The sequence below is a fragment of the Trichococcus patagoniensis genome, assembly GCF_003051085.1.
Lineage (GTDB): Bacteria > Bacillota > Bacilli > Lactobacillales > Aerococcaceae > Trichococcus > Trichococcus patagoniensis.
The window spans coordinates 39161-60380 of the sequence record NZ_QAOM01000016.1 but is presented as its reverse complement, the minus strand read 5'-3'; the positions used below and the strand labels follow the sequence as shown (position 1 = coordinate 60380).

Annotated in this window: 18 protein-coding genes and 6 pseudogenes; 10 read left to right on the top strand and 14 right to left on the bottom strand. The window is 38.7% G+C overall.

The features are described 5' to 3' along the window. Window positions 1-48 precede the first annotated feature (48 nt). The 4 genes from C8U37_RS11150 to C8U37_RS11135 form a co-directional block, all read right to left on the bottom strand. A complete protein-coding gene (locus C8U37_RS11150) occupies window positions 49-1524 on the bottom strand; it encodes a family 1 glycosylhydrolase (RefSeq protein WP_108033300.1) in 1476 nt (491 codons plus the stop codon). Window positions 1525-1639: 115 nt separating this feature from the next. After that, the gene (locus tag C8U37_RS11145; protein WP_170100269.1) at window positions 1640-2368 is read right to left on the bottom strand and encodes a MurR/RpiR family transcriptional regulator; all 729 of its coding nucleotides are present in this window, start codon (window positions 2366-2368) and stop codon (window positions 1640-1642) included. 36 nt (window positions 2369-2404) lie between these two features. After that, window positions 2405-2599, bottom strand: coding sequence for a helix-turn-helix transcriptional regulator (locus tag C8U37_RS11140; RefSeq protein WP_108033298.1), 195 nt, complete (start codon window positions 2597-2599; stop codon window positions 2405-2407). Next, complete coding sequence (locus C8U37_RS11135) at window positions 2599-2895, bottom strand: hypothetical protein (RefSeq protein WP_108033297.1); 297 nt, start codon at window positions 2893-2895, stop codon at window positions 2599-2601. The genes C8U37_RS11140 and C8U37_RS11135 overlap by 1 nt, the downstream gene beginning before the upstream one ends. 223 nt (window positions 2896-3118) lie before the next feature. Between C8U37_RS11135 and C8U37_RS14695 the strand changes: the two are divergent. Then, window positions 3119-3327, top strand: a pseudogene (locus C8U37_RS14695) (hypothetical protein); the annotation flags it as partial. 320 nt (window positions 3328-3647) lie between these two features. Here C8U37_RS14695 and C8U37_RS11125 read toward each other — a convergent pair. Together C8U37_RS11125 and C8U37_RS11120 are read right to left on the bottom strand one after the other, a co-directional pair. Further along, window positions 3648-3854: pseudogene (locus C8U37_RS11125) on the bottom strand (PTS transporter subunit EIIB); the annotation flags it as partial. A 41-nt stretch (window positions 3855-3895) separates the two neighbouring features. Next, the gene (locus C8U37_RS11120) at window positions 3896-6100 is read right to left on the bottom strand and encodes an alpha-galactosidase (RefSeq protein ID WP_108033296.1); all 2205 of its coding nucleotides are present in this window, start codon (window positions 6098-6100) and stop codon (window positions 3896-3898) included. Between the two features lie 129 nt (window positions 6101-6229). On the opposite strand from C8U37_RS11120, the gene C8U37_RS11115 reads away from it, so the two are divergent. Then, window positions 6230-7138 carry a helix-turn-helix transcriptional regulator gene (locus tag C8U37_RS11115; protein WP_108033295.1) on the top strand — a complete coding sequence of 303 codons (909 nt, stop codon included), beginning with the start codon at window positions 6230-6232 and terminating at the stop codon, window positions 7136-7138. A gap of 171 nt (window positions 7139-7309) precedes the next feature. Here the strand turns inward: C8U37_RS11115 and C8U37_RS11110 are convergent. The 3 genes and pseudogenes from C8U37_RS11110 to C8U37_RS11095 form a co-directional block, all read right to left on the bottom strand. Beyond that, window positions 7310-7465: pseudogene (locus C8U37_RS11110) on the bottom strand (transposase); the annotation flags it as partial. Window positions 7466-7937: 472 nt separating this feature from the next. After that, window positions 7938-8723, bottom strand: a complete 786-nt coding sequence (heR, locus tag C8U37_RS11105; RefSeq protein ID WP_108033294.1) for a heliorhodopsin HeR — start codon at window positions 8721-8723, stop codon at window positions 7938-7940. Window positions 8724-10045: 1322 nt separating this feature from the next. Then, the gene (locus C8U37_RS11095) at window positions 10046-10330 is read right to left on the bottom strand and encodes a hypothetical protein (protein WP_108033292.1); all 285 of its coding nucleotides are present in this window, start codon (window positions 10328-10330) and stop codon (window positions 10046-10048) included. A 106-nt stretch (window positions 10331-10436) separates the two neighbouring features. Between C8U37_RS11095 and C8U37_RS11090 the strand changes: the two genes are divergently transcribed. The 3 genes and pseudogenes from C8U37_RS11090 to C8U37_RS14495 form a co-directional block, all read left to right on the top strand. Continuing rightward, window positions 10437-10982 carry a helix-turn-helix domain-containing protein gene (locus C8U37_RS11090; RefSeq protein ID WP_211306207.1) on the top strand — a complete coding sequence of 182 codons (546 nt, stop codon included), beginning with the start codon at window positions 10437-10439 and terminating at the stop codon, window positions 10980-10982. 242 nt (window positions 10983-11224) lie between these two features. Next, a complete protein-coding gene (locus tag C8U37_RS14850) occupies window positions 11225-11623 on the top strand; it encodes a transposase (protein ID WP_108033291.1) in 399 nt (132 codons plus the stop codon). A gap of 52 nt (window positions 11624-11675) precedes the next feature. After that, window positions 11676-11837, top strand: a pseudogene (locus C8U37_RS14495) (PTS sugar transporter subunit IIA); the annotation flags it as partial. A gap of 252 nt (window positions 11838-12089) precedes the next feature. Here the strand turns inward: C8U37_RS14495 and C8U37_RS11080 are convergent. The 3 genes from C8U37_RS11080 to C8U37_RS11070 all read right to left on the bottom strand — a co-directional run bounded on the left by C8U37_RS11080 (window position 12090) and on the right by C8U37_RS11070 (window position 13988). Beyond that, a complete protein-coding gene (locus C8U37_RS11080) occupies window positions 12090-12704 on the bottom strand; it encodes a DUF4867 family protein (protein ID WP_108033290.1) in 615 nt (204 codons plus the stop codon). A gap of 166 nt (window positions 12705-12870) precedes the next feature. Further along, entirely contained in the window at window positions 12871-13320 is a 450-nt protein-coding gene (rpiB, locus tag C8U37_RS11075; protein ID WP_108033289.1) for a ribose 5-phosphate isomerase B, read from the bottom strand. Window positions 13321-13340: 20 nt separating this feature from the next. Beyond that, on the bottom strand, window positions 13341-13988 hold the full coding sequence (locus C8U37_RS11070; protein WP_108033288.1) for a ribulose-phosphate 3-epimerase: 648 nt from the start codon (window positions 13986-13988) through the stop codon (window positions 13341-13343). Between the two features lie 213 nt (window positions 13989-14201). Here C8U37_RS11070 and C8U37_RS11065 point away from each other — a divergent pair, with 213 nt between their 5' ends. Beyond that, complete coding sequence (locus C8U37_RS11065; protein WP_108033287.1) at window positions 14202-15212, top strand: LacI family DNA-binding transcriptional regulator; 1011 nt, start codon at window positions 14202-14204, stop codon at window positions 15210-15212. Between the two features lie 553 nt (window positions 15213-15765). On the opposite strand, the gene C8U37_RS14690 is transcribed toward C8U37_RS11065, so the two are convergent. Together C8U37_RS14690 and C8U37_RS11055 are read right to left on the bottom strand one after the other, a co-directional pair. After that, window positions 15766-15975 (bottom strand): hypothetical protein, encoded by a 210-nt coding sequence (locus tag C8U37_RS14690; protein WP_245879826.1) that lies wholly within the window; start codon window positions 15973-15975, stop codon window positions 15766-15768. Between the two features lie 41 nt (window positions 15976-16016). Continuing rightward, window positions 16017-16631: pseudogene (locus C8U37_RS11055) on the bottom strand (transposase); the annotation flags it as partial. Window positions 16632-16962: 331 nt separating this feature from the next. Here C8U37_RS11055 and C8U37_RS11050 point away from each other — a divergent pair. The 4 genes and pseudogenes from C8U37_RS11050 (at window position 16963) to C8U37_RS11040 (ending at window position 21218) form a co-directional block, all read left to right on the top strand. Then, on the top strand, window positions 16963-18162 hold the full coding sequence (locus C8U37_RS11050) for a helix-turn-helix domain-containing protein (RefSeq protein WP_108033286.1): 1200 nt from the start codon (window positions 16963-16965) through the stop codon (window positions 18160-18162). Between the two features lie 128 nt (window positions 18163-18290). Continuing rightward, complete coding sequence (locus C8U37_RS14570) at window positions 18291-18470, top strand: hypothetical protein (protein ID WP_211306205.1); 180 nt, start codon at window positions 18291-18293, stop codon at window positions 18468-18470. A 21-nt stretch (window positions 18471-18491) separates the two neighbouring features. Further along, window positions 18492-19472: pseudogene (locus C8U37_RS11045) on the top strand (IS110 family RNA-guided transposase); the annotation flags it as partial. Window positions 19473-19757: 285 nt separating this feature from the next. Next, complete coding sequence (locus tag C8U37_RS11040; protein WP_108033285.1) at window positions 19758-21218, top strand: PTS transporter subunit EIIC; 1461 nt, start codon at window positions 19758-19760, stop codon at window positions 21216-21218. Window positions 21219-21220 lie beyond the last annotated feature (2 nt).

The window sequence follows — 21220 nt, the reverse complement described above, 5'->3', positions numbered from 1 at the left end:
TTCCTTCTTTCGCCTTTTTTTGTTTCTGATTTTAGTATAAATTAGTTTTTACAAAACTGCTCCATTAGTTTCAATTACTTTCTGATACCAGTAAAAGCTATCTTTTGGTGTCCGGTCAAGACTCCCGTGACCTTCATCGTCAATATCGACATAGATGAAACCATATCGTTTACGCATTTCACCAGTCCCCGCTGAGACAATATCAATACAGCCCCAAGTGGTATAAGCAATTAAGTTTACCCCGTTATCAATAGCATCTGCCATTGCACTAATGTGAGCGCGATGGTAGTCAATACGGTAATCATCATGGATTGAGCCATCTTCTTCCACCTTGTCAAAGGCACCTAGACCATTCTCTACCACCATCAGTGGTAATTCATAACGATCATAGATTTTTTCAAGATAGTATTGAAGACCAACGGGATCATGCGCCCATCCCCAATCCGAATAGGTCAAATAAGGATTTTTGGCCCCGGTTGAGAAGTTACCAGAAACCATTTCTTGATCTGTGTGTGTGGTAATATTGTTAGACATGTAGTATGAGAAAGTATAGATGTCAACAGTCCCATTTTTAAGGTCTTGAAGATCTTCCTCCGTGATATCGAGCACAACATTGTGCTCTTTCCAGAGACGTTTGGCATAAGTACCGTATTTACCTTTGGCTTGGACATCACCACAGTAATAGATACCGGATTCCCACTTGTGTTGGTTGGCCAAAATATCAGCCGGATCACAGGTTCCAGGATAGAATGTAATCCCACAAATCATGTTGCCAATTATAAAGTCTGGGTTGATTTTATGCCCTAATTGCACAGTTTTAGCCGAGGCCACGAATTGATTATGCAGGATTTGGTAGCCTTCTTGATACGCCTCATCAGACGCTGCGCTACCAAACATATCAAGGAACATAGTGGTATTATTGATTTCGTTAAAGGTTAGCCAATATTTAACCAAATCTGTGTACTCATTAAAGATTGTCTCCGCATACTTTACATAGAAATCAATGAGTTTCCGGTTGGTCCAGCCACCATATTTTTCTTCTAAAGCAAGGGGTGTGTCAAAATGCCAAATGGAAACCAAGGGTTCGATATTGTATTTGCGGCATTCTTCAAAAACTGAACGATAGAAATCAAGACCCGCTTGGTTTGGCTCTTTGTCATCACCATTGGGAAAAATCCGGGCCCATGAGATGGATAAACGCAAAATTGAGTAGCCCATTTCAGCAAACAACTTGATATCTTCTTTGTAACGATGATAAAAGTCCACTGCTTGGTGGTTGGGATAATATTCAGTCTCTAGGACAGCGAATTTTGCTCCTTCCGGAATCTGGCCATTATGTCCCATTGATTTTGCTTTCCCTGGATTCCCATCTTTATCGATATAAGTGACAAAACGAGGTGAATCAACCGAGCCACCAGTTGTGACGTCTGTTTGCACAAGTCCACGCCCATCTATATTGTAAGCACCTTCTGCTTGATTAGCAGCTAGGGCTCCGCCCCATAAAAAACCTTTTGGAAATGTCATAGTATATTCCTTCTCTCGACTTTTTTTGTTTCTGATTTCATTATAATTTAGGGATACTAAAAAAACTGGTCAAAAAGAGACCAGTTCACGGCTAAGAAGAATGTTGCTGGTGGAATCAATGAAACAATACATCGAACAATCTTAACAAGGTTTGACTGCTGACGGCACTATTTTCAATTTTTCCACACTGCAAAACTTCATCAAACAATTCCAGATGTTGCTGTGGCTTCGAGAAGGTGATCAGTAATTTCTTTGCCTTTGTCCTTTTGATTTTTTCAAATAAGAGGAAATCTTCTGCTAGTAAGTGCCCATGTATGGAAATAGTGATAATCATATCTTCCTCTGACAATAGATCCAGAGTATCCATTTGTTTGAAAATATTTGTATTGCATTCACAAAATTTCCCTGCAAGCAGTATTTTTTTTTGTAACTCCAGAGCCTGGATTTGATGCTTTTCAAAACCCAATATGACAACTCGGCGGGATTTGCTGATTTGTTTTACAATCCCCTTAATCTGTTCTTTTGGGATAGTTTCAATTATTTCTACGTTTTCCTTTAATTGCGCTATAAAGCTATCGCCACTTAGGGTAATATCGTTCGTTTCAAGAGGCGCCCCGTACTTGGTTACAGAATTTCTTAAGCTTGAAAAATTCCTGAAACCAATTCTTTTGCAGAAACGATTAATTGTAGAAGGTGCTACATTACATACCTCTGCGGCTGTTTCTAATGAAAATCCCTCAATCTTTTGGAAATTTTCGAGCAAGGTTTTCGCTATATGGTAATTAATATCCTTATCAAGTGAATTGTTTATGTATGCTAAAAGATTATAAATCAATGTTTCCACATTTCCCACCTCAAGTGAATCATTCATAGTATTTTATTACTGCTCCGAAATAAACAACTTATCGACATTAGTGTTTAAGTTTTTCGCTAAAGCAAAAGCTAATTGCAGAGAGGGATCATATTTTTCATTCTCAATCGCATTGATGGTTTGACGTGTAACATGGCAGCGATCAGCCAGTTCTTGTTGTGAAATTTTTTTTGCTGTACGGAGTTCTTTGATATTATTTTTCATCAGACTAAAAACGCTATTCCAAGTAGAATAGCCCCCAGAATGATTACAGGAACCAGAGTAATTACCAGTATTTTTTTGAATGTATTATCTTCATTCGCTTTAGATAAGTAATACTGTTCAAGTAAAAGGAGAAGAGAAATCGAAAGCTGAGCAATCACCAGAAGGATATTCATTTTCATATCATTCCTAAAATACTCAACGCCCCCTATAATAAACAAGGCCGTGACAGTAACAAATAAAGTAATCTTAGCAGATTTATTCGCTACCCGCTGCTCCATTTCATCTTTTTTCCGCATACGATCAGCCCCCTTATGTCAAAAGTTCTTTTACATTTCAAGTGTACCTAATACAAGCGATAATGTCGAAAACTTTTTTACATTTTTGAACGGTATGTCGTTTGAGATGCTGTATTCATAAAAAAGAATGGAGGCCGTCACACTACGATGCTCTTCCCAAATTATTTTTAATATGGAGACGTTAGCGATATACTAAGAGGGTCTTAGAAAACGTTTGAATTTGTTGGCGAAGGCAGATCCAATCAAACAGAAAGAATTCAAAGAAAAGACCTTTCCAGATTAAAAAAACTGCTCAAGGAGGAGATTGACTACCTTCTGTTTCAAGATGAAACCATGATTCGTGATTATCAAGCCATTCAATGTACCTGGTTTTTAAGAGGGCAACAAAGAATTATCCCCACTTACGGAAAACATCAGGGTGTCAATCAAGTGCTCAATGTAGTAATTGACCGCTTGCGCGTCAAAATGTAAATCATAGATTCAACTTATATAGCAGTTTTTACATTTGAAAAAATAATGACTCAATTTACGCACTTGAAAACTGTCTAAATCCTTGATGTATTGTATTAATGCTTTGAAAAATTCAATGTCACAAACAATAGTAAAAATATAAATCGCATGAAATCAACGTTCTTAGTTTGATTTCATGCGATTTTTTCTATTTTATATTTTCCTAGTCAAATTAAGTAAGCAGTCTTAATCTGACGTAGTTGTTATTTTCGTAACGCTTTCTCGGATGAGGAGTTCATTTTTTATACTGATAGAAACGCTGCTTTTTTTACCATCTTCTTGACGTAATTTATAATCTGAAACTGTCCGCTATTTGCGAACTGTCCCTTTACCAATGGCACATTCAGAATAGCATCTACATCTGCTTTCTTTTCATCTTTCAGAACAAGACGAAGTCTCGTCGCACAGTGGCCTGCGCTTATAATGTTATCCTTTCCGCCCACAAATGTGAGAAGTTGTTCAGCCGCTTCCTGTTAACGTTCTTCTTTTGTCATCTCTCTTCCTCCTGTAATTTATGAAACACATATATATAACTTACAAAGTCTTGTCTTACCCTTGGACTTGTAATCCCTGCGTTCATCAGTTCATCTCCCCCAAAACAGATGTCATTAGCTTCCAGCCTATAAACACCGTTTTCATCAAGCCCCTGCATTTGTACGGGAATTCCAGTATAAACTGGTTCCGCAAGAATACAAAAATAACACAATAAAGCAGTTTCTCCGTCTTCCGACACAAAATTCCAAGCTGCTTCATTCCCTTCCTGTGGATTCTTCAGACGATAGAATGTTCCGTTCTGTATTACCTTACGAATGAGTTTATAAAACGTAATCTGTCTTTTTATTTCCTTTTTTTCTTCCTCTCCAATAAAACGCAAATCCATTTCATATCCCAGATTCCCGGACATTGCCACAGCGAACCTTGTCTCCAAAGGTGTTGTTCTTCCGACCTGATGATTCGGTACAACCGAAACATGCGCTCCCATGGTAATAGGTGGGAAGAGAATGCTTGTTCCATATTGGATACTCATTCGGCACACTGCATCTGTATTATCACTTGCCCATGTTTGTGGCATATAATAAAGCATACCCGCATCATATCTCCCCCCTCCGCTGGAACAACTTTCAAACAGCACTTCCGGAAACCGTCTATTCAGTTCTTCCAGAATATGATATAAACCAAGCACAAATCTATGTGACAACTCTCTCTGATTATTTTGAGCCAGATAGAAGGAACCAAGATCCGTAAGATGCCGATTCATATCCCATTTCACGTAAGATGCCCCTGTTTCAAACAGCACTTTCCCAACTGCTTCAAGCACATACGCACACACTTCCGGGTTTGAAAGATCTAACACATACTGATTTCTGGACAACACCGGCTCATAATAAGGACTTCTTATTATCCAATCAGGATGTGCTCTGAAAAGATCGCTCTCTGGCGATATCATTTCCGGTTCAAACCATATTCCAAAATCAATTCCGAGTTTTCTTACCTGCTGTGCAAGTCCTGAAATTCCACTCGGGAACTTTCCTACATCCGCTGTCCAGTCCCCCAGTGCTGTACAGTCTGTATTACGATTTTTAAACCACCCATCATCAACAACAAACAATTCAATTCCCAGTTCTGCTGCCTGTTTCGCCATCTCAAGACAATTTTTTTCATTGATATCGAATTCAAAAGCCTCCCAGCTATTGAGGAGAATTGGCCTTTCCTTGTCACGCCATGAACCTCTGCACAGTCTTTTTCGGTAAAGTCTGTGAAAAATCTGTGACATTCCATTGAGTCCGCTGTCAGAATATGCAAGAACTGTTTCCGGTGAAACAAAACGCTTCCCCTGCTCAAGTCGCCATCCAAAAGTAAGGGGATTCATTCCTATCTGCACTCTCGTAGTCTGATACTGTCCCACTTGCACGCTTGCCTGAAAATCACCGCTATATATATAATTGACTCCAATGACTTCTCCTTGTTTTTCATTTGCATCTTTATCCATCAGAATCACACACGGCGTTGACTGAGGACTGCTTGTTCCACGGATACTTTCTATTACTACAGAATCTCCTTTCACTGCTCTACGGTTTAAATTTTTCTCGTTTGTGTGGGAACCACACAGCGTCAGCACATCATAGTCTGCCTTTGGGAGATCGATACTCATACTCATCAGACGTTCAACATATAGTTCCTGTTTACCAAGATTTACAATTTCTGTATGGCGGCAGATTACGTCATAATCTTCAAACACCGTATAATATAGGTGAATTTCCGCTTCCATAACTTCATCTGCTAATATAATGCAAAGTGTTTCTGCCTCACTATTTTCTTCTGCATAAATAGCAGGCAGATCTTCCATGCTCGGTTTCCCTGGCAAAATTTCGTGGCTCTTATAATAGAATCGGCTGACTCTTTTCCCGTCTCCTGTCTGTATTACATATGCCGGATTCCGAAAATCTCCCTGATTCATATCGGGAAATTCCTGTGGAAGAGCGTCCAGAGAAAATGTTCTGTCTGTAGGTATCGGATTAGAACAGAATCCACGGTCATACATAAAAGCTTGATTAGATCCCCTGTATTCTTTCACACCTTTCCCAAAATACTGATGCATTAAATACCGTTCTTTTTCGACTCCAAAACAATAACTAATTCTTCCATTCGTGAGATGAAATGTATTATCTTGCTTGTTGAATTTAATTTGAATCATAATTCCTCCCCCTTTCATACACATTTTATCTCTACTTTTCTCATTAAAATATAGTAACTACATGCCATTCATAGTAAATTATTGCCTTTATATTTTTTTGTGTTAAATTAGTTAAAAAGGAGGTCTTTTATGATTCAGTCATTACCTCATCACTCTGTTGGTTTTCGTTTCAGCTCGGATCTTTCACTCTTAACATTGAAAGGTGTCGGACTCAATTATATTGATTCACACGCCTATTCATGGGATAACCGTACAAGAAAAGATACACACTGTCTGATTCAGTACTGTATTGATGGGGAAGGAACACTGGAAATAGATAATATCTATCATCCGATTCTTCCGGGAGATGCGTTCATCATAAACATTCCCGGCAAAAGTCGATATTTTCTTCCGGAACACTCTGACCATTGGGAATTTCTTTATCTTGAGTTTACAAAAGAATGTCTTCCGCTTATGTTGAAAATTCACAGAAATATAGGGCCGGTTATTCATCTGAAAAATCCTTCCGGAATAACGGAACAAATGTTCTTGATATATAAGAAAGCCTTGAACAACGAACTCAAGACTTTTTTTGAAAATGCGAAACTCGCTATGACTTTTTGGCTGGACATAACTGAATATGTCCTTACGCTGGCAACTGATGAACTTTCAAAAATAGATATTGCAAAATCGTATATAGATCAGAATTATTTCCATGAGAATCTGAATCTTGATATGATTGCAGAAAATTCCAATCTTTCAAAATACTATCTTTGTAAGGAATTTAAAAGAAAATATGGCATTCCCCCGGGAAAATACCTGAAAGAACTGCGGATTTCTCAGGCATGTCGTCTATTGAGTACTTCCTCAGATTTTTCAATGATGGATATCGCTCATATGATTGGCTATTCCAATGATAGTTACTTCGGGAAAGTTTTTAAAGCGGTAAAGGGAATCACTCCGGACCAATTCAGAAAGCAGACTACTCAGTATGATTTGGTCCGTGATCTCTACGAAACACCGAAATATATCTCCTCACAAAATAACACGAAACACTAGGATGATAAATCAATTTTTCGGCTTGAAATATGCGAGTAAGAACAAAAGCTCGTATTGCTGGAGGATAATTCGTACTTTAATTGTTTTGCTTTGAGATTAAAACAGAAGGTTGCGTAATGACTCCGGATTTGCACGTATGCCAATGAACATGAGGACAAATTCAATCGTATTTTCTACACCTTTTCTTTCGCATAACTGCCTTAGTATGACTCCTATATCTTGTTTTATCTTTCCGTAAATTACTTGTCTCCGATATTTGGGTGCAAAAACTATGTGATACTTACAGTTCCGAGTGGTATGTGCTAAACTATTTTTGTCTTGAGACATATAAAGAATCCTCCTAAGTCATGAATATTGGTTGGCGAACCAAATATATTCTAGTACTTAGTGAGGATTTTTTAACCTAGATTCCCAAAAAATTATAACGTGGTCGGTGGCACAACACCTAAGGTGTTATATAATTGCGACTGCTTCTTTTCTTTATCCCAATAGTTGGTTGATTCGTAAACATAGGTAGTGCCGTTATTTTTGTTTGTTACATACACTAAACTCATTAGATCATGCCTTTCCACGTTATAATTACAACGCGGAAATTGCGAAATTCCAATAGGAATATCCAGGTAAATACTTTTATATCAACGTTTTTGAGCATTCCTCGTTATAATTAACACGGGGATGAAGGTTTTAAGAGTCCAATTAATCCTGCATCTTCTTTTTCAGTAAAAGGTTGCTAGAAAAATAAAAAATAAAAAAGAAGATGCTCAGGCCAGCACCTTCTCCCAATTTGTTATAGATTTGGTTATGAAATGAGCGACGCAGCGAAAATCTGCCAAGCCAACAGGGACTTCGCCACAAGGCTGAGTACCAGATAAGTCTTCTCACCAAACGCATAGTTGGCCCAGCGGCCGATTTCTTGGTATTGAAGCCACTGGTTGAGTCCGAAACAGAAGAACAAGACTCCTTGAACGCCCAGGATGATGAATATGTAATCCGGCGCGTCCGAGTAAAGTGGAATATTGATGCCCATTGCAACCCATGGAGTGATTCCCACGAGCGAGCCAAACCAGAAGGGAAGCATCGTGGTTGAGGTTCGGCCGGGAGGGTTCATCCGTTCTTGCAAGTATCCAAAAAGAATCATCGCTACATTGGCACCAGCGACCACGATGAGCGCATTGATCGTGACAATTCCCCAATACAGCGCAATCACGATAACCATAGCCGTTGCGCTAAAGGAGTACTCAACCCAACGGAATCGATTCATCCCTTGTTTGAGATCACGCTCATAAACTTTGCGTCCGAAGGTTGCCGTCAGTAAATGATCCAAGCCGGCCAGGGAAAGAAAGAGCACAACGACCCAGCCAATCCTCAGGTCAAAAAGCGTTGCAGAGACAAGGGCGCCATCTCCTGGAGGGCCATCAATGTAAGAACTAATCACCGGAATTGCAAAGTCGGTCGTCAGGAACAGAATCACAGCAGCCTGTCCAAGGTGCAGGATCGCAAGTCCAATGTTCCAAATGCGAAGGTTGCTCAGGCGTTCGGGAGTCACTCCCGTTGCAAGTGGCGTTTGTTTCGTGTTGGCAGTCATCGTATTCCTCCTAGTCATCGTATTTTGTTGTCATTTGTTGAAGGGAACTTTGTGATGACGTCTCGGGGGTGATGGAACTCACATCAATTAACATCCTAAGATGCCGTTGGCTTTCCTGAGGTTTCGCCATTTCTTCCTGCTGTAAAATCCCTGCTCGTCGACCACAATTTCCTTGTAGTCAGCAATTGGAACAAATTTATAAGGTTTCTAACCGATTCTATAAGTAATTTATATAACTAAACCCTTTTTTTGTCAAATCCTTTGATTTCTTCGTAGATTTCCTTTATTCATATAAAATATTTCCGGAGCGATTTACCTTCATTTATGTCGCATCTGCTTGCAGATGCGGAGCAAGGGTGTCGTGCGGCAAACTTTGAAAAACACGAAGTTCTGATGAATCTCTACGCAAATTCCTTTATTATTTTATTTGTTATTTAAAATAAAGGGCTATATTGAGGGACAAAATGCTCAAAATAACCAAACAATTTATCAATTGACTCAACTGAGAAAAGAAGCTAAGGGAAGTGAAGAAAGGAATCGAGAAGAGTAGCTGCTTGTATCTGTCCATGGTAATCGCAGGGAGGGTGAACTTCCCGACTGAGAATTAAGGAGTGGACAGATTGCTGCGCATCCAGGACCCTCTCGGCTTGAAAGCAAACCTCGTTTTGCTTTCTGCCTACCGGCTAGGGGGGAAAGGTTTGAAAACTCGTTTTCAAACCGTCGGAGACGACTAAAAGTTTTGGCGTTTGTCCCTTTTTTAAAAGGGGCAAGGTCTGAGGTTTGAACTTCGTTTTTGAAGGTTCGCGCTGAAACATCCCGTAGGGTGTGTAAGTGCGCCCTTTATTATTTTTGTTTTAGGTGTTTTTTCTAGCAATGATTTCAGAATTGGAGTTGCTGCGGTTGAATAGCGAGAAGAGCATAAAGAGATTCTGGCGCCAGATTGTCAAAAAACGATGTTTTTTTTAATTTATAAAAAAGACTTAGTACCAACGGTTACAGAGGTTTTTAGGAGGATTTTTGCTCTTTTTTTACAGAAAAATAAAAAAAAGTAGAGGTCAAATTATTTTTCAATCCCTGCTTTTTTAGTTTTATTTATGTAATTATTTTTTAAGATAAATGAGATCTATTTTTGTCAGAAATGTTGTCTAATTCAATTATTATTTCATTAGCTTTTTTTACTTCATCCTTATATATAGCGGAATTTGTTTTTGTTTTGCCTAGAATTAATGGGATCCGTTGAGTAGTCTTTTTACCAGAGTGTAGATCTAGTTTGATTTCCGCCATCAGCATATTAACGTAGCTAGCATCTTTTTCTGTACCTGTTAGCGCTCCAACGACAGACCAGCACCACCAAATAACGCTCCGCCTACTAAGGCTCTACCTACTCCAGAACGTTTTACTAGTTCTTTACCATTTTCAAAGAGACTATAACTTTCTAATTCGTTAAATTTTGATAAGTATTTAGGTTTTATGCCAACCTTTGTTTTTATCATAAACAATTCATTTGTGTAATCTATCCATAAAAGGTTATTCATATTCTTTTCTACTCTAAAATTCTTCAAATCTTGTGTATCGGTTTCGTTATTCTTTCCAAAAAAGCTAAACAATATAATCTCTCCTCTATATTAAATAATTTTATTGTACCCTAGTTTAGTGTCTCATTGAAAAATAAGTAAGCTATTGAGTCTGCATCTATGTAGAGTTCCCCTCGTTGTGGCGTATAATAAAAATAAAACGGCGGTGTTTAAAATGGGCAGAAACAAGAAGTATGTTATCTCATTAACAGATGCTGAAGTCCGCAAATTGGAAAGCGTCAAGCGGAAGAAAACAACTACTAAGACCATAAAATGTAGATGCCAAATTTTATTAGACCTCGATGAAGCGAACGGGAAACCGTCTACCCAACAACAATGCGTCAAAACTATAGGTGTTTGTTACGCGACTGTTTACAATGTGATTATGTACTTTGTTGACGGTGGCATTGAGAGAGCGCTCTACACAGGCCGGAGTGTCAACTCGGACAACGCCCGCCGAAAAGTCGATGGACGCGCGGAAGCGAAACTTATTGAAATCGCCTGCGGCCCAGCTCCGGACGGTCGTTCCAGATGGACGTTGCGTCTTTTGGAAGAGCAAGCGAAAGTTGAACTTGCCATTCCGGTTGGCAAGGATGCCATCGGAAGAGCCTTAAAAAAAACGAATTGCGACCTCACAAAAAAGAATACTGGTACATCCCGCCAAAAGAAAACGCAGCATTCGTAGCCTGCATGGAAGATGTCCTCGACGTCTATGAACTGCCGTACAATCCTTGTCAGCCGGTCGTTTGTATGGACGAAAAACCTTATCAACTTCTGGGTGAATCAAGACAACCCCTTCCCATGCGGGAAGGCAGTGACCAAAAAATTGATTCTGAATACGTGAGACAGGGGACTTGTAGCATCTTCGTTTTCACCGAACCACTTGGTGGGACCCGTCACGTGAACGTCCGCACGTAGCGAACTGCAATAGATTGGGCCGAGGAGATTCAATACCTTGTAGATGTTCGTTATCCGGCTGTCGAAAAAATCATTTTGGTTCTGGATAACCTGAACACCCATACAATCGCTTCACTCTATAAAGCATTTCCGCCCGAAGAGGCACGGAGAATAGCTCGGTGTTTAGAAGTTCATTTCACGCCAAAGCATGGCAGTTGGTTGAATATTGCCGAAATAGAGTTGAACGTGATGACCAAGCAATGTTTATCTCGCAGAATTGATAATATCGAGACACTCGGTTCGGAGTTGGCTGCATGGGAGAGAGGACGGAATGCCCGATCAGCAAAAATTCGATGGCATTTTACAAATACTGAAGCACGGACAAAAATGATCTCTTTGTATCCTAAAACTGTTCTTTTGAACGTTTAAAAGGAATTGAGAATAGAATTTTTATTTCTAAATATCAACGAGACACTACACTAGGATGAATTTAGAGATGGTTAAAGAACTAAGTGAAAAGTCACTAACAATTTATGATGTGCCAATAGTTGAGGGATCCTATACCGCAGCAGCACTTTTACAAGCGGGAGTATCCCAAAGTGATATTGAAATACAATTAAAAGAATTACATATTGAGAAATGACGATAAAATATTTTATAGAAGATAATAAATTTAATGAAAATAAAAAAACTGATTATGCGACATCATAATCAGTTTTTTATTTTGTCAGGGTCCATAAATTAGACAGGTATAGTCATAACTTAAGAGTATTGACTTTTATTCCCTGGTCCAGCGAAACCAAGTGATGCAAAGTGCCATAACTAGGGTGATCCTATTTTAGTCAAAATATTTTATACTTTCATACCATAAAAACACACTAACATTAGTATATTTTTAAACACTCAACGTTGTGTTCACGAACCCAGGGATTGCGCCAGCTTCGACCTTGTCCATTCTTGAGGGATGAACAATCATATATTTATTCTTTTTTAACAACAATGGATTTTTACTCGGATTTTCTAGGTCCTCATTCGTTCCTTTCAGTAAGGCGACCAATGTAAAATACCCCTCAGAATCAGGTTCAATCGGGCTGTAATGCAATGTTGTGCCATACAGTTCAACTGCTTCGCCTTTCTTCAGGAAAAAAGGTTCCATCAATTCGGCATCATAAGTATTGCCATCCATATCATAGGTATGTCCTAACGGTAAAATACAATCAGTTATTGCAATGACAACCTCGCTTCCAGCATGATACTCCACTGCAGTTGTATTTTTATTGTGGCCGGCGCAAGTGCCTATTTGAATGTCGAGACCACCGTATACATTCGAGCGTATCCATTCAAAAGCTTCAAATTCCTCAAGCTTCTTTACGCTGGCGCGATAGACATTTCCCGAATGCGGAATGGAGATATCTACCGTCTTTCTTACTTCCTTCACATACTTTTCAAAATCAAAATTCTCTAGTTTTTTTCCGTATACTCTGAAGCTTCGATCTGCTACATTTTTCATGAAAAAACTCCTTTATTCAATTTTTTACATAATATAGAAACAGCAATCAGGGAATACCTGATTGCTGTTTCTATATCGCTTGCTGGATTATAAATCGTATCATATTTAGATGAAACATTAATTTTGTCACTTAGCGTATTTTGATGACTTCTTTATCATTCCGTTATTAACGGGAATATTCCATTTCAATATCCGCAATCATTTCAACGCGCTTTCCGTGTCGGCCGCCTTCAAATTCTGCTTCCAGCCACTCTTTCACAATCATTTTAGCTAACTCACTTCCGACCACTCGAGAGCCAAATGCAACAATATTTGTATTGTTATGTTCCTTAGAAAGTTTGGCTGAATAAGGCTCACTACAGACAACTGCTCTTATTCCGTCGACTTTATTAGCAGAAATTGAAATTCCAACACCTGTTCCGCAAATTAGAATTCCACCATCAAAATGGCCTGCAGCCACTTCCTCAGCTACTTTTTTCCCATAAATCGGATAATCAGTTCGTTCATCAGAAAATGGCCCAAAATCCTCCACTTCATGGCCTAACAATTGCACGTATTCAATAATTGTTGGTTTTAATTCGATGCCGACATGATCACTACCAATTGCTAATTTCATAAGTTATTCCTCCAAATAGTTTAATTCCTTAATTTTTCAAAGGTTTTTTCGTATGATATTTCTTTTCCGAATAAAGCTGAAGTCCCGAGGACAAATCCCGTAACGCCCATATTGCTGAGCAGATCTACTTTTTCAGGGGAAATAGCACCGTCGACCATTACTTTGAAATCAAATATCTTACCTAATTCAACCAATTTTTCGATTTTGGGGTTTACGTAATCCAAATATTTTTGGCCAGCAAACCCAGGATTTACAGTCATGACCATAATGTAATCAACTAATGGCAATAGTCCCTGAATAGTCTCTACAGAGGTTCCAGGGTTGATGGCAAGTCCTGCCTGCTTCCCTTTATTTCTAATCGTATCGAGTGTCCTAGCAACTTGTTGATCGGCTTCAGGGTGAATATAAATGATATCAGCACCTAAATCAGCAAACATTTCAACATATTTGCCGGGGTTTTGTATCATTAAATGAACATCGACTAATTTTTTTGTGGATGAACGAACTAGCTCGAAATCCTGCAGTCCCATTCCAAAATTGGGTACAAAACTTCCGTCCATAAAATCAATATGAAAAATATCTGTTCCTGCTTGATCCAACTCTTTCGTATCTTTTTGTAAATTTGAAAAATCAGCACACATCATTGATGGACATAATAATTTCCCCATCGTTACTCCGCCTCCTTGAGATATCGATTACTCACGTAATAAAAAAAATATTGGGTAATCGATTTACCTTTATGGATTTTATATTATCACTAATTACTTTAATTGTCAACGCATTATTCGCTAGTCTATCCTTGTCATTTATGACTATATATGAGAAAATATGAGTAAAATTACCGATAATTGAGTTATCGGTTACCCAAGGAGTAATACAGTATGAAAAAATATTCAATCAAGGACATTGCGGAACTCAGTGGCGTATCTGTAGCGACTGTTTCTAGAGTCATCAATGACAACGGCCGTTTTTCCGAAGAGACACGAAAAAGAGTTCTGCGAGTAATTGAAGAGACTGGTTATAAAATGAACTACAGTGCAAAAAGTCTTCGTATGAATAAATCTTTTTCTATAGGAATACTGGTCCCAGATATCAGCAATTACTTCTTTTCGGATGTCGTCCAAAAAATTGAAGAAATCCTTTTTGATAAGGGATATTCTACCATTATTTGTAACACTGCAAGAAATCAAGAAAAGGAAACTGCGTACTTGCACATGCTTGAAGGAAAAGGTGTCGATGGTCTGATTGTAATTTCCGGAGCAGAGGCATTCGAATTCGACTATTCACAAATAGAAAAGCAGATACCTTACATTTGTATCGACCGAGAACCGAAAGAAAAGAGCCGGACTATATTCATTTCTTCAAATCATTACCAAGGTGCTTTTGAAGCTACGGAACAGCTAATTCATTCCGGTTGCAAACAGCCCATCATTGCAGTTCATAATCGGAAATCAACCTCTACCAAAGAGCGGCTTAACGGGTTTAAAGATGCGTTAAAGAAAAATAATATTGCGTTCAACGAAAATAGTAACCTATTGAATGTGGACATAAGAAGTTCCTTATTTGAAGCGGATCTTATATCGTTTCTCGCAAGAAATCCAGCTGCTGACGGTATTTTTTCACTCAATGATTCTATTGCATTAGAAATACTGTTAGTTTTGAGAAAAAATATCCGTTCCGTCCCTAAATATATCAAATTAATTGGATTTGATGATATGCCCGCTGGTAGATATTCTTCGCCAACGCTTTCAACAGTTAAGCAAGACACTTCTAAAATTGCCTTAACTGCGGTAGAGAGCCTATTAAATTTAATATCGTTCCCTAGTGACACAGGTAAATCTATTATCATTCCAGTTTCTTTAACTTTACGGGAATCTACCCAAGGTAATTAACATCTATGGAGCGTGGTGCGGTTTTTAAAACTGAATTTAAATAATAATTCCTAGTAATTCTCTTTATATTGATAATGATAACCGCATTATAATGGACTATTGTGATGCGGTTATTTTAATGGAGATATTTTGTGAGCCTCGCTGTCGATATACATTTAGAACCCACGCCGATCAGCTGATTATGCTTGTTTAGAGGCGCTACACCCATATCTACATATACAAAAGTTTGATTATATTGGGTTATTCATGTGGATAATAACTGTCGGATAAACAAGGTAGTGCCAAAAATTCTATGGAAACTGCCCAAAATAACGAGGTGATGTGAAAAACCAAGCCTTGCTATTCAAAGTTAGGTGAAACAAACGCTCTTGACAACCGAGCCAATGGTTTCTTCCTGTGCCGTCAAGGGCGACGGTATACAAAAGGAGCAGCACAAAGTAGCCCTTGGCTTAAAAAATTTTAAACCATTGGCTTTTCGGATTGTAAAGAGTACGCTCCGCCGTTTGTTTAGTTTATTGGTTCTCTCTTTTTTAGAGGGCTCCGGTGCCAAAAGTTAAGGGGTTTGGTCCATCAGCCAATCTTGGGATAAAGAGATTAATTTTGTCCATTTACCTGGCATATTAGGAAGCTTATCCAACTCAGGCACAGTGTCCATCTTTTTGAATACTTCGCGCAATGCGTAAATGGCGGATTCTGTATCCCGATTTGGAGAAACATAACTCGACAAAATGATTTTCTTTACGGCATCAAAGAAGAAAAACAAGTAATTCCAGCGACCGCTTACTCGAATGTAGGTCTCGTCTCCACAAAAGCGCCAATGCCAGTAGACGTGTAGACATTGCCAGAACGAAGTTCTGCTTTTAAGAAATCTCCCGTCAATCCATCGAAAGCAACTAACGGATGGTAGCCATTGGTTTGATAATGCGCATTGTAATCAGTTTTCTCTTGGTTTCCATACGTATCTGAATGGGTCGAATCCAATTCGAAAATCATTTCCGTCGTATTTCTTGCCAACCGTACCTTGTCGATCATGGCTTGATTAAGCTCTTGCAGCTGAGAAATATTTTCTTCGCTTATGCGATCCCAGAATCGGGAAAGTGAAGCCTGCGAGGCAAGATTGGATTTATCCAAAACCACCTTAAAAATAGGGTCTTGCTTCAATAGGTTTGCGGAGGAGTCGGTCGAATAGCCGGCGATGTTTTGATAAATCAACTGTTCCATCAAAGAAAAATTATCATGGGTATGATAGAGTCGTTTGTCCTCTATTTCCAGGTGCTGTTTTGATAGGTCGGAAAAATTAAGGGAATCCATAAATTCTTTGACGAGAATCAGCCCAGAGTCGGTGGATAGATTTCCACCTGTATTTGAAACCGTCAATTTAGAGTTGAATTTCACCTTTTTTTCATGTAATGTAGCCATTGAGAGAACCCCTTTCTATGGTTGTGTTGTGGTGACTTAACCATATCAGATTGGGGTTCTTTTTGTACACCCAAAGGGTGTTTATCGAACAAGCGAAAAATGTTGTTGCAGCAATGCTAGTAATAGCTGTTTGAAATTGTATGAATTATTCAGGATATAGTGAGTATAGAAAAATAGTAATCTTAGATAAGAGTTTCTTATTTATTGCAGTCATTTGTTTTACTTTTAAATTAGTCTGTCACATCATCACTATATTTTCAAATATTTGAAAACCGCGAGAAATACTTAAGGCGCTATTTACAACAGCGGCTTATTTTTATAAGGAGACGAAATGATTAGTAAAAATGAATTAATGATTATGCTGAAAGTGATGCAAATTACTTTGGTACAAGTTTCTCACGAAAATGTAATCAATTATAATCCTCAAATTCAGCTTAATCCATTAACAACGGTTAGTTTCAGAAATAAAGTTGTTGATTTTCACAAAATCAATTCTAGGAAAAATCAAAATGTTAATAATGTTTTTCCGACAATTTTTCAAGATAATTTCGGTGTTTGCTTTGCCTATTTTCAGCAAGATAAAGCAAGTTATTACCTAGGACCAATGAGTTTAACTAATTTTTCGAATCAGAGTTTGCAGGTTTATGCGGATTATTATGGTTTGAACGTTGACCTAATCCCTCCAAAGGCTTTTTTGATGGAAGAAATTTTTGAGATGATAGGGTTAGTGTGTAGCTTTTTAACAGGGAGTTTTTGGACAGTTGATGAGTTGTTAAGAGCTAATCAACACTTGGCATATAATAATCAAGTAGCAATAAAAAAAAGAATTAGTTATGATATTCGCGTTGAGGAAGTATCACAGGCTCACCACACATTGAATGAAGAACGGTATCTCTTAGATTGTGTCAAACGTGGTGCTGTTGAGGAGGCTCTGGCCGCTCAAAACGCAATGGATACGTCAGTGGGGCGCTTATCAAATAGAGAAGTTAACCACTGGAAAAATCTAGCTATCGTTGCCATAACCTTAACGACTAGAGCGGCTATTGCTGGTGGCTTACATCCTGCTCTGGCATATAAAATTAGCGATAATTATATTCAACAATGTGATCGTCAGCAAACAATTGCTCAGCTTATTACGATACGAAATCATGCTGTTCAAGAGTTGACGGAAAATGTTCGTCAAAACCAGAAAATTCAAACCCAGTCTAGTTATATCAAGGCTTGTATGGCTTATATTGACCGTCATTATCGTGAGAAGATTTACCTGGAAGATGTCGCTAATTATATTGGTCTGAGCGATACTTACTTTTCGAAAGTATTTAAAAAAGAAGTCGGTATGACCTTTCAAAGCTATGTCATTCAAGTCCGATTAGAACATGCGGCTAACCTGTTGTGCTACTCAAATGAACCCATTCCTGTCATCTCAGAATATGTTAATTTTCCTACACAAAGTTATTTTGGACGCTATTTCAAAAAATATTATCATATTACTCCAAAAGAATACCGAAATTTGTACCATATTTATGATTAAAAACATACTAACATTAGTAGTACAAACCACGGCCATGGTTTGTGCTACTATTTTTTTATAGTAGAAGTGAGGGTAATGTAAAAATGAAGCATGTTATCGCACTTGATGTCAGTAAAGGAAAGAGCACTATGGTGCTGTACAATCACTACCAGCAGTGTGAGTTCGAAGGTGAGTGCCTGCATACGCGTGCTGGATTTGATCAGCTGCACCAACGGATTATCGAATTAACGAATCAAGACGGGCAAGCGCCTGAAATTGTGTTCGAAGCAACGGGCGTCTATTCAAAGGGATTGGAGAAATTTCTCTAAAACAATAATCACGCCTATTACCGTCTGAACCCATTGGAAGCAAATATTCAAATGGCCACCATGCGACGCAATAAAACAGATATCAGTGATGCCCATGAACTGGCAAAAAACCATTTTAAAATCGCGCGTACAATCACCTACCAACAAGATCACTATTACGAAGAAATGTGTGCTATGACGCGCTATTATGATGAAGTCGATGCGGAAATGACTCGCCTTCGCAGTCGCATGCATGCCATTCTGCAGCTTTCCTTTCCAGAATTAGAAACGCTGCTCACGCCCAGTTCTGCCTTGTTTTTAAATATTGTGCAACTTTACCCACGTCCATCGGATGCACTAGCCCATTCAAAAACGGTGATTAAAAATCGGTTAAAGCAGAACACAAGAAAAAGATTGTCGATGGCACGCGCGGAACAAAAAGAAATGCTGCTGTTAGAGGCTGCGGAAAACGCCTATCCGGCGATTGAACCTACAGATTTTCGTTGCGAACAAGTGAAGGACTATGCGCTGCGGTTGACAGAATTGAAGGAGAAAAAGGAACAGCTTGTGGCGCAAATGGTGGCAATCTCGGTGGATAGGAAAGAGTACAAAGTATTCCGCTCATTCCCAGGTATCGGGGATACAACAGCGTGCCGTTTAATCGGGGAACTAGGGGATATTCGCCGTTTCAAAAATGCCAAGCAATTGAACGCATACGTAGGCATCGATATCATGCGCTATCAATCAGGCAACACCTATTACAAAGACCGCATCAATAAACGCGGCAACAACAAACTGCGGAAAATTCTGTTCTTTATGATCAGTACGATGATTACCTTGCGGAAAAGGACGGATAATCATTTGGTCGATTATTACGATAAATTAAAAACGCAACCTCAGAGGAAGCCCCATAAGGTTGCGATTGTGGCGTGCATGAATAAGTTCTTGAAGATAGCACTTCACCTTATTAGACACGACCTGCTTTACGATTATGAGTCCGCACTACCAGCTCAGAAATCGTAAGAAAAGTTAACCTACCTATACCACAAAGGCCTTGCGAAAAAAATTGGAAATCGTTAGGTCTATTTGGCTTACGAAAATTTTTTTGATTGGGGAGGGGTATCCCTCCCCAATCAAAAAAAACTTCATCTCTCTTAATAAAGTTTTGATAAAACACTTGACTGAAGGTAAGAAGGGATAGGGATAAGATATAGCTAAAAAAAGCAAAATAAAAGTATATCCATGTCATGGAAAACGATACCATTGTTACATGAAATAAAAATAAATAATTAAGAAGGAGTTTTTCTCATGGCTAACAAAGATTATTCAAATTTAGCACAAGACATTATTGAACATACGGGTGGGGCAACTAACATTATTGATTTAAGTCATTGTGCAACTCGATTACGGTTTCAACTGAAAAACAGTGAAAAGGCAGACACAGAGTATTTGCGAGACTTGGATGATGTTATAACTGTTATTGAAGCTGGTGGTCAATATCAAATTGTGATTGGCCCACATGTTGCAGATGTCTATGATGCTGTATTGGCTCAAGGGATATCTGAAGAAGGATTACAAGAAGATAGCATTGAGAGGGCAGGTAAACGAAATTTACTTGAGGTATTTATCGATGTCATCTCAGGTATTTTTCAACCATTTTTAGGAATTCTAGCTGCTGTAGGGATTTTAAAGGGAATTGCTTCCTTACTAACGGTAGTTTTAGGCTGGAATATTAGCAATAACGGTGTTTTCATGATTATCAACATCATGGGTGATGGCCTGTTCCAATTCTTGCCAATTGTATTAGCGATTACAGCAGCTAGGAAATTTAGAGTAAATGAATTCACAGCTCTAGCGATTGCTAGTGCCTTGGTATATCCAAATTTAGCTACGATTGTAGCTACCTTAGGCGAAAACAATGCAGCGCATTTCTTCGGATTACCGATTCAACTACCACCAGGCGGAGGCGGTTACTTGATGACGGTTACGCCAATTATTTTGTCAATTTGGCTAACTTCTTATGTTGAAAGATGGATTAAATCTTGGATGCCTGATGTTATCAAGACATTTATGGTACCGTTTCTGACTTTACTAATCATAGTACCAGTGACTATTTTAGCTGTTGGACCATTGGCTAATGCAAGTTCTGAAGCTATTGCAAGTACTCTAACGGTTATTCGTCAATTTAGCCCATTGGTTTATGGTTTAGCAATTGGAACTTTATGGCAAGTCTTGGTAATGTTTGGTTTGCATTGGGGCCTAGTTCCGTTAGCGATTTTAGAGTTAACTCAAACTGGAACTATGGAAATTTTAATGCCTGTACAAATAATAAATTTTGCTCAAACAGGAGTATTGCTTGCTATTTTGATGAAAACTAAAGAGCAAAAAGTAAGGACTATTGGTATTCCAGCTCTTGTAACGACACTCTTTGGTGGTATTGAACCAGCGCTATACGGGATTGTTTTACCGATGAAAATACCATTCTATATTACATGTGGAGTAGGAGGTGTAGTTGCAGCCATTATAAGTGTCATGGGGGCCAAGGCATACGTTTTTGGTGCTCAAGGAATCTTCCAATACCCGGCCTATATTAATCCTGAGACAGGTAGTATGTACGATGTTGGTGTAATGCTTGCGGCAACTGCGATAGCACTCTTGCTTAGTTTTGTTATTCAACTAATTCTTCCGGTGCCAAAGATTTTTGCCAAAGAAAACATTGATAAAGTAAACTTTGATAAAGAAATCGTTGCAGAGCTAAGAGAACTCTAGAA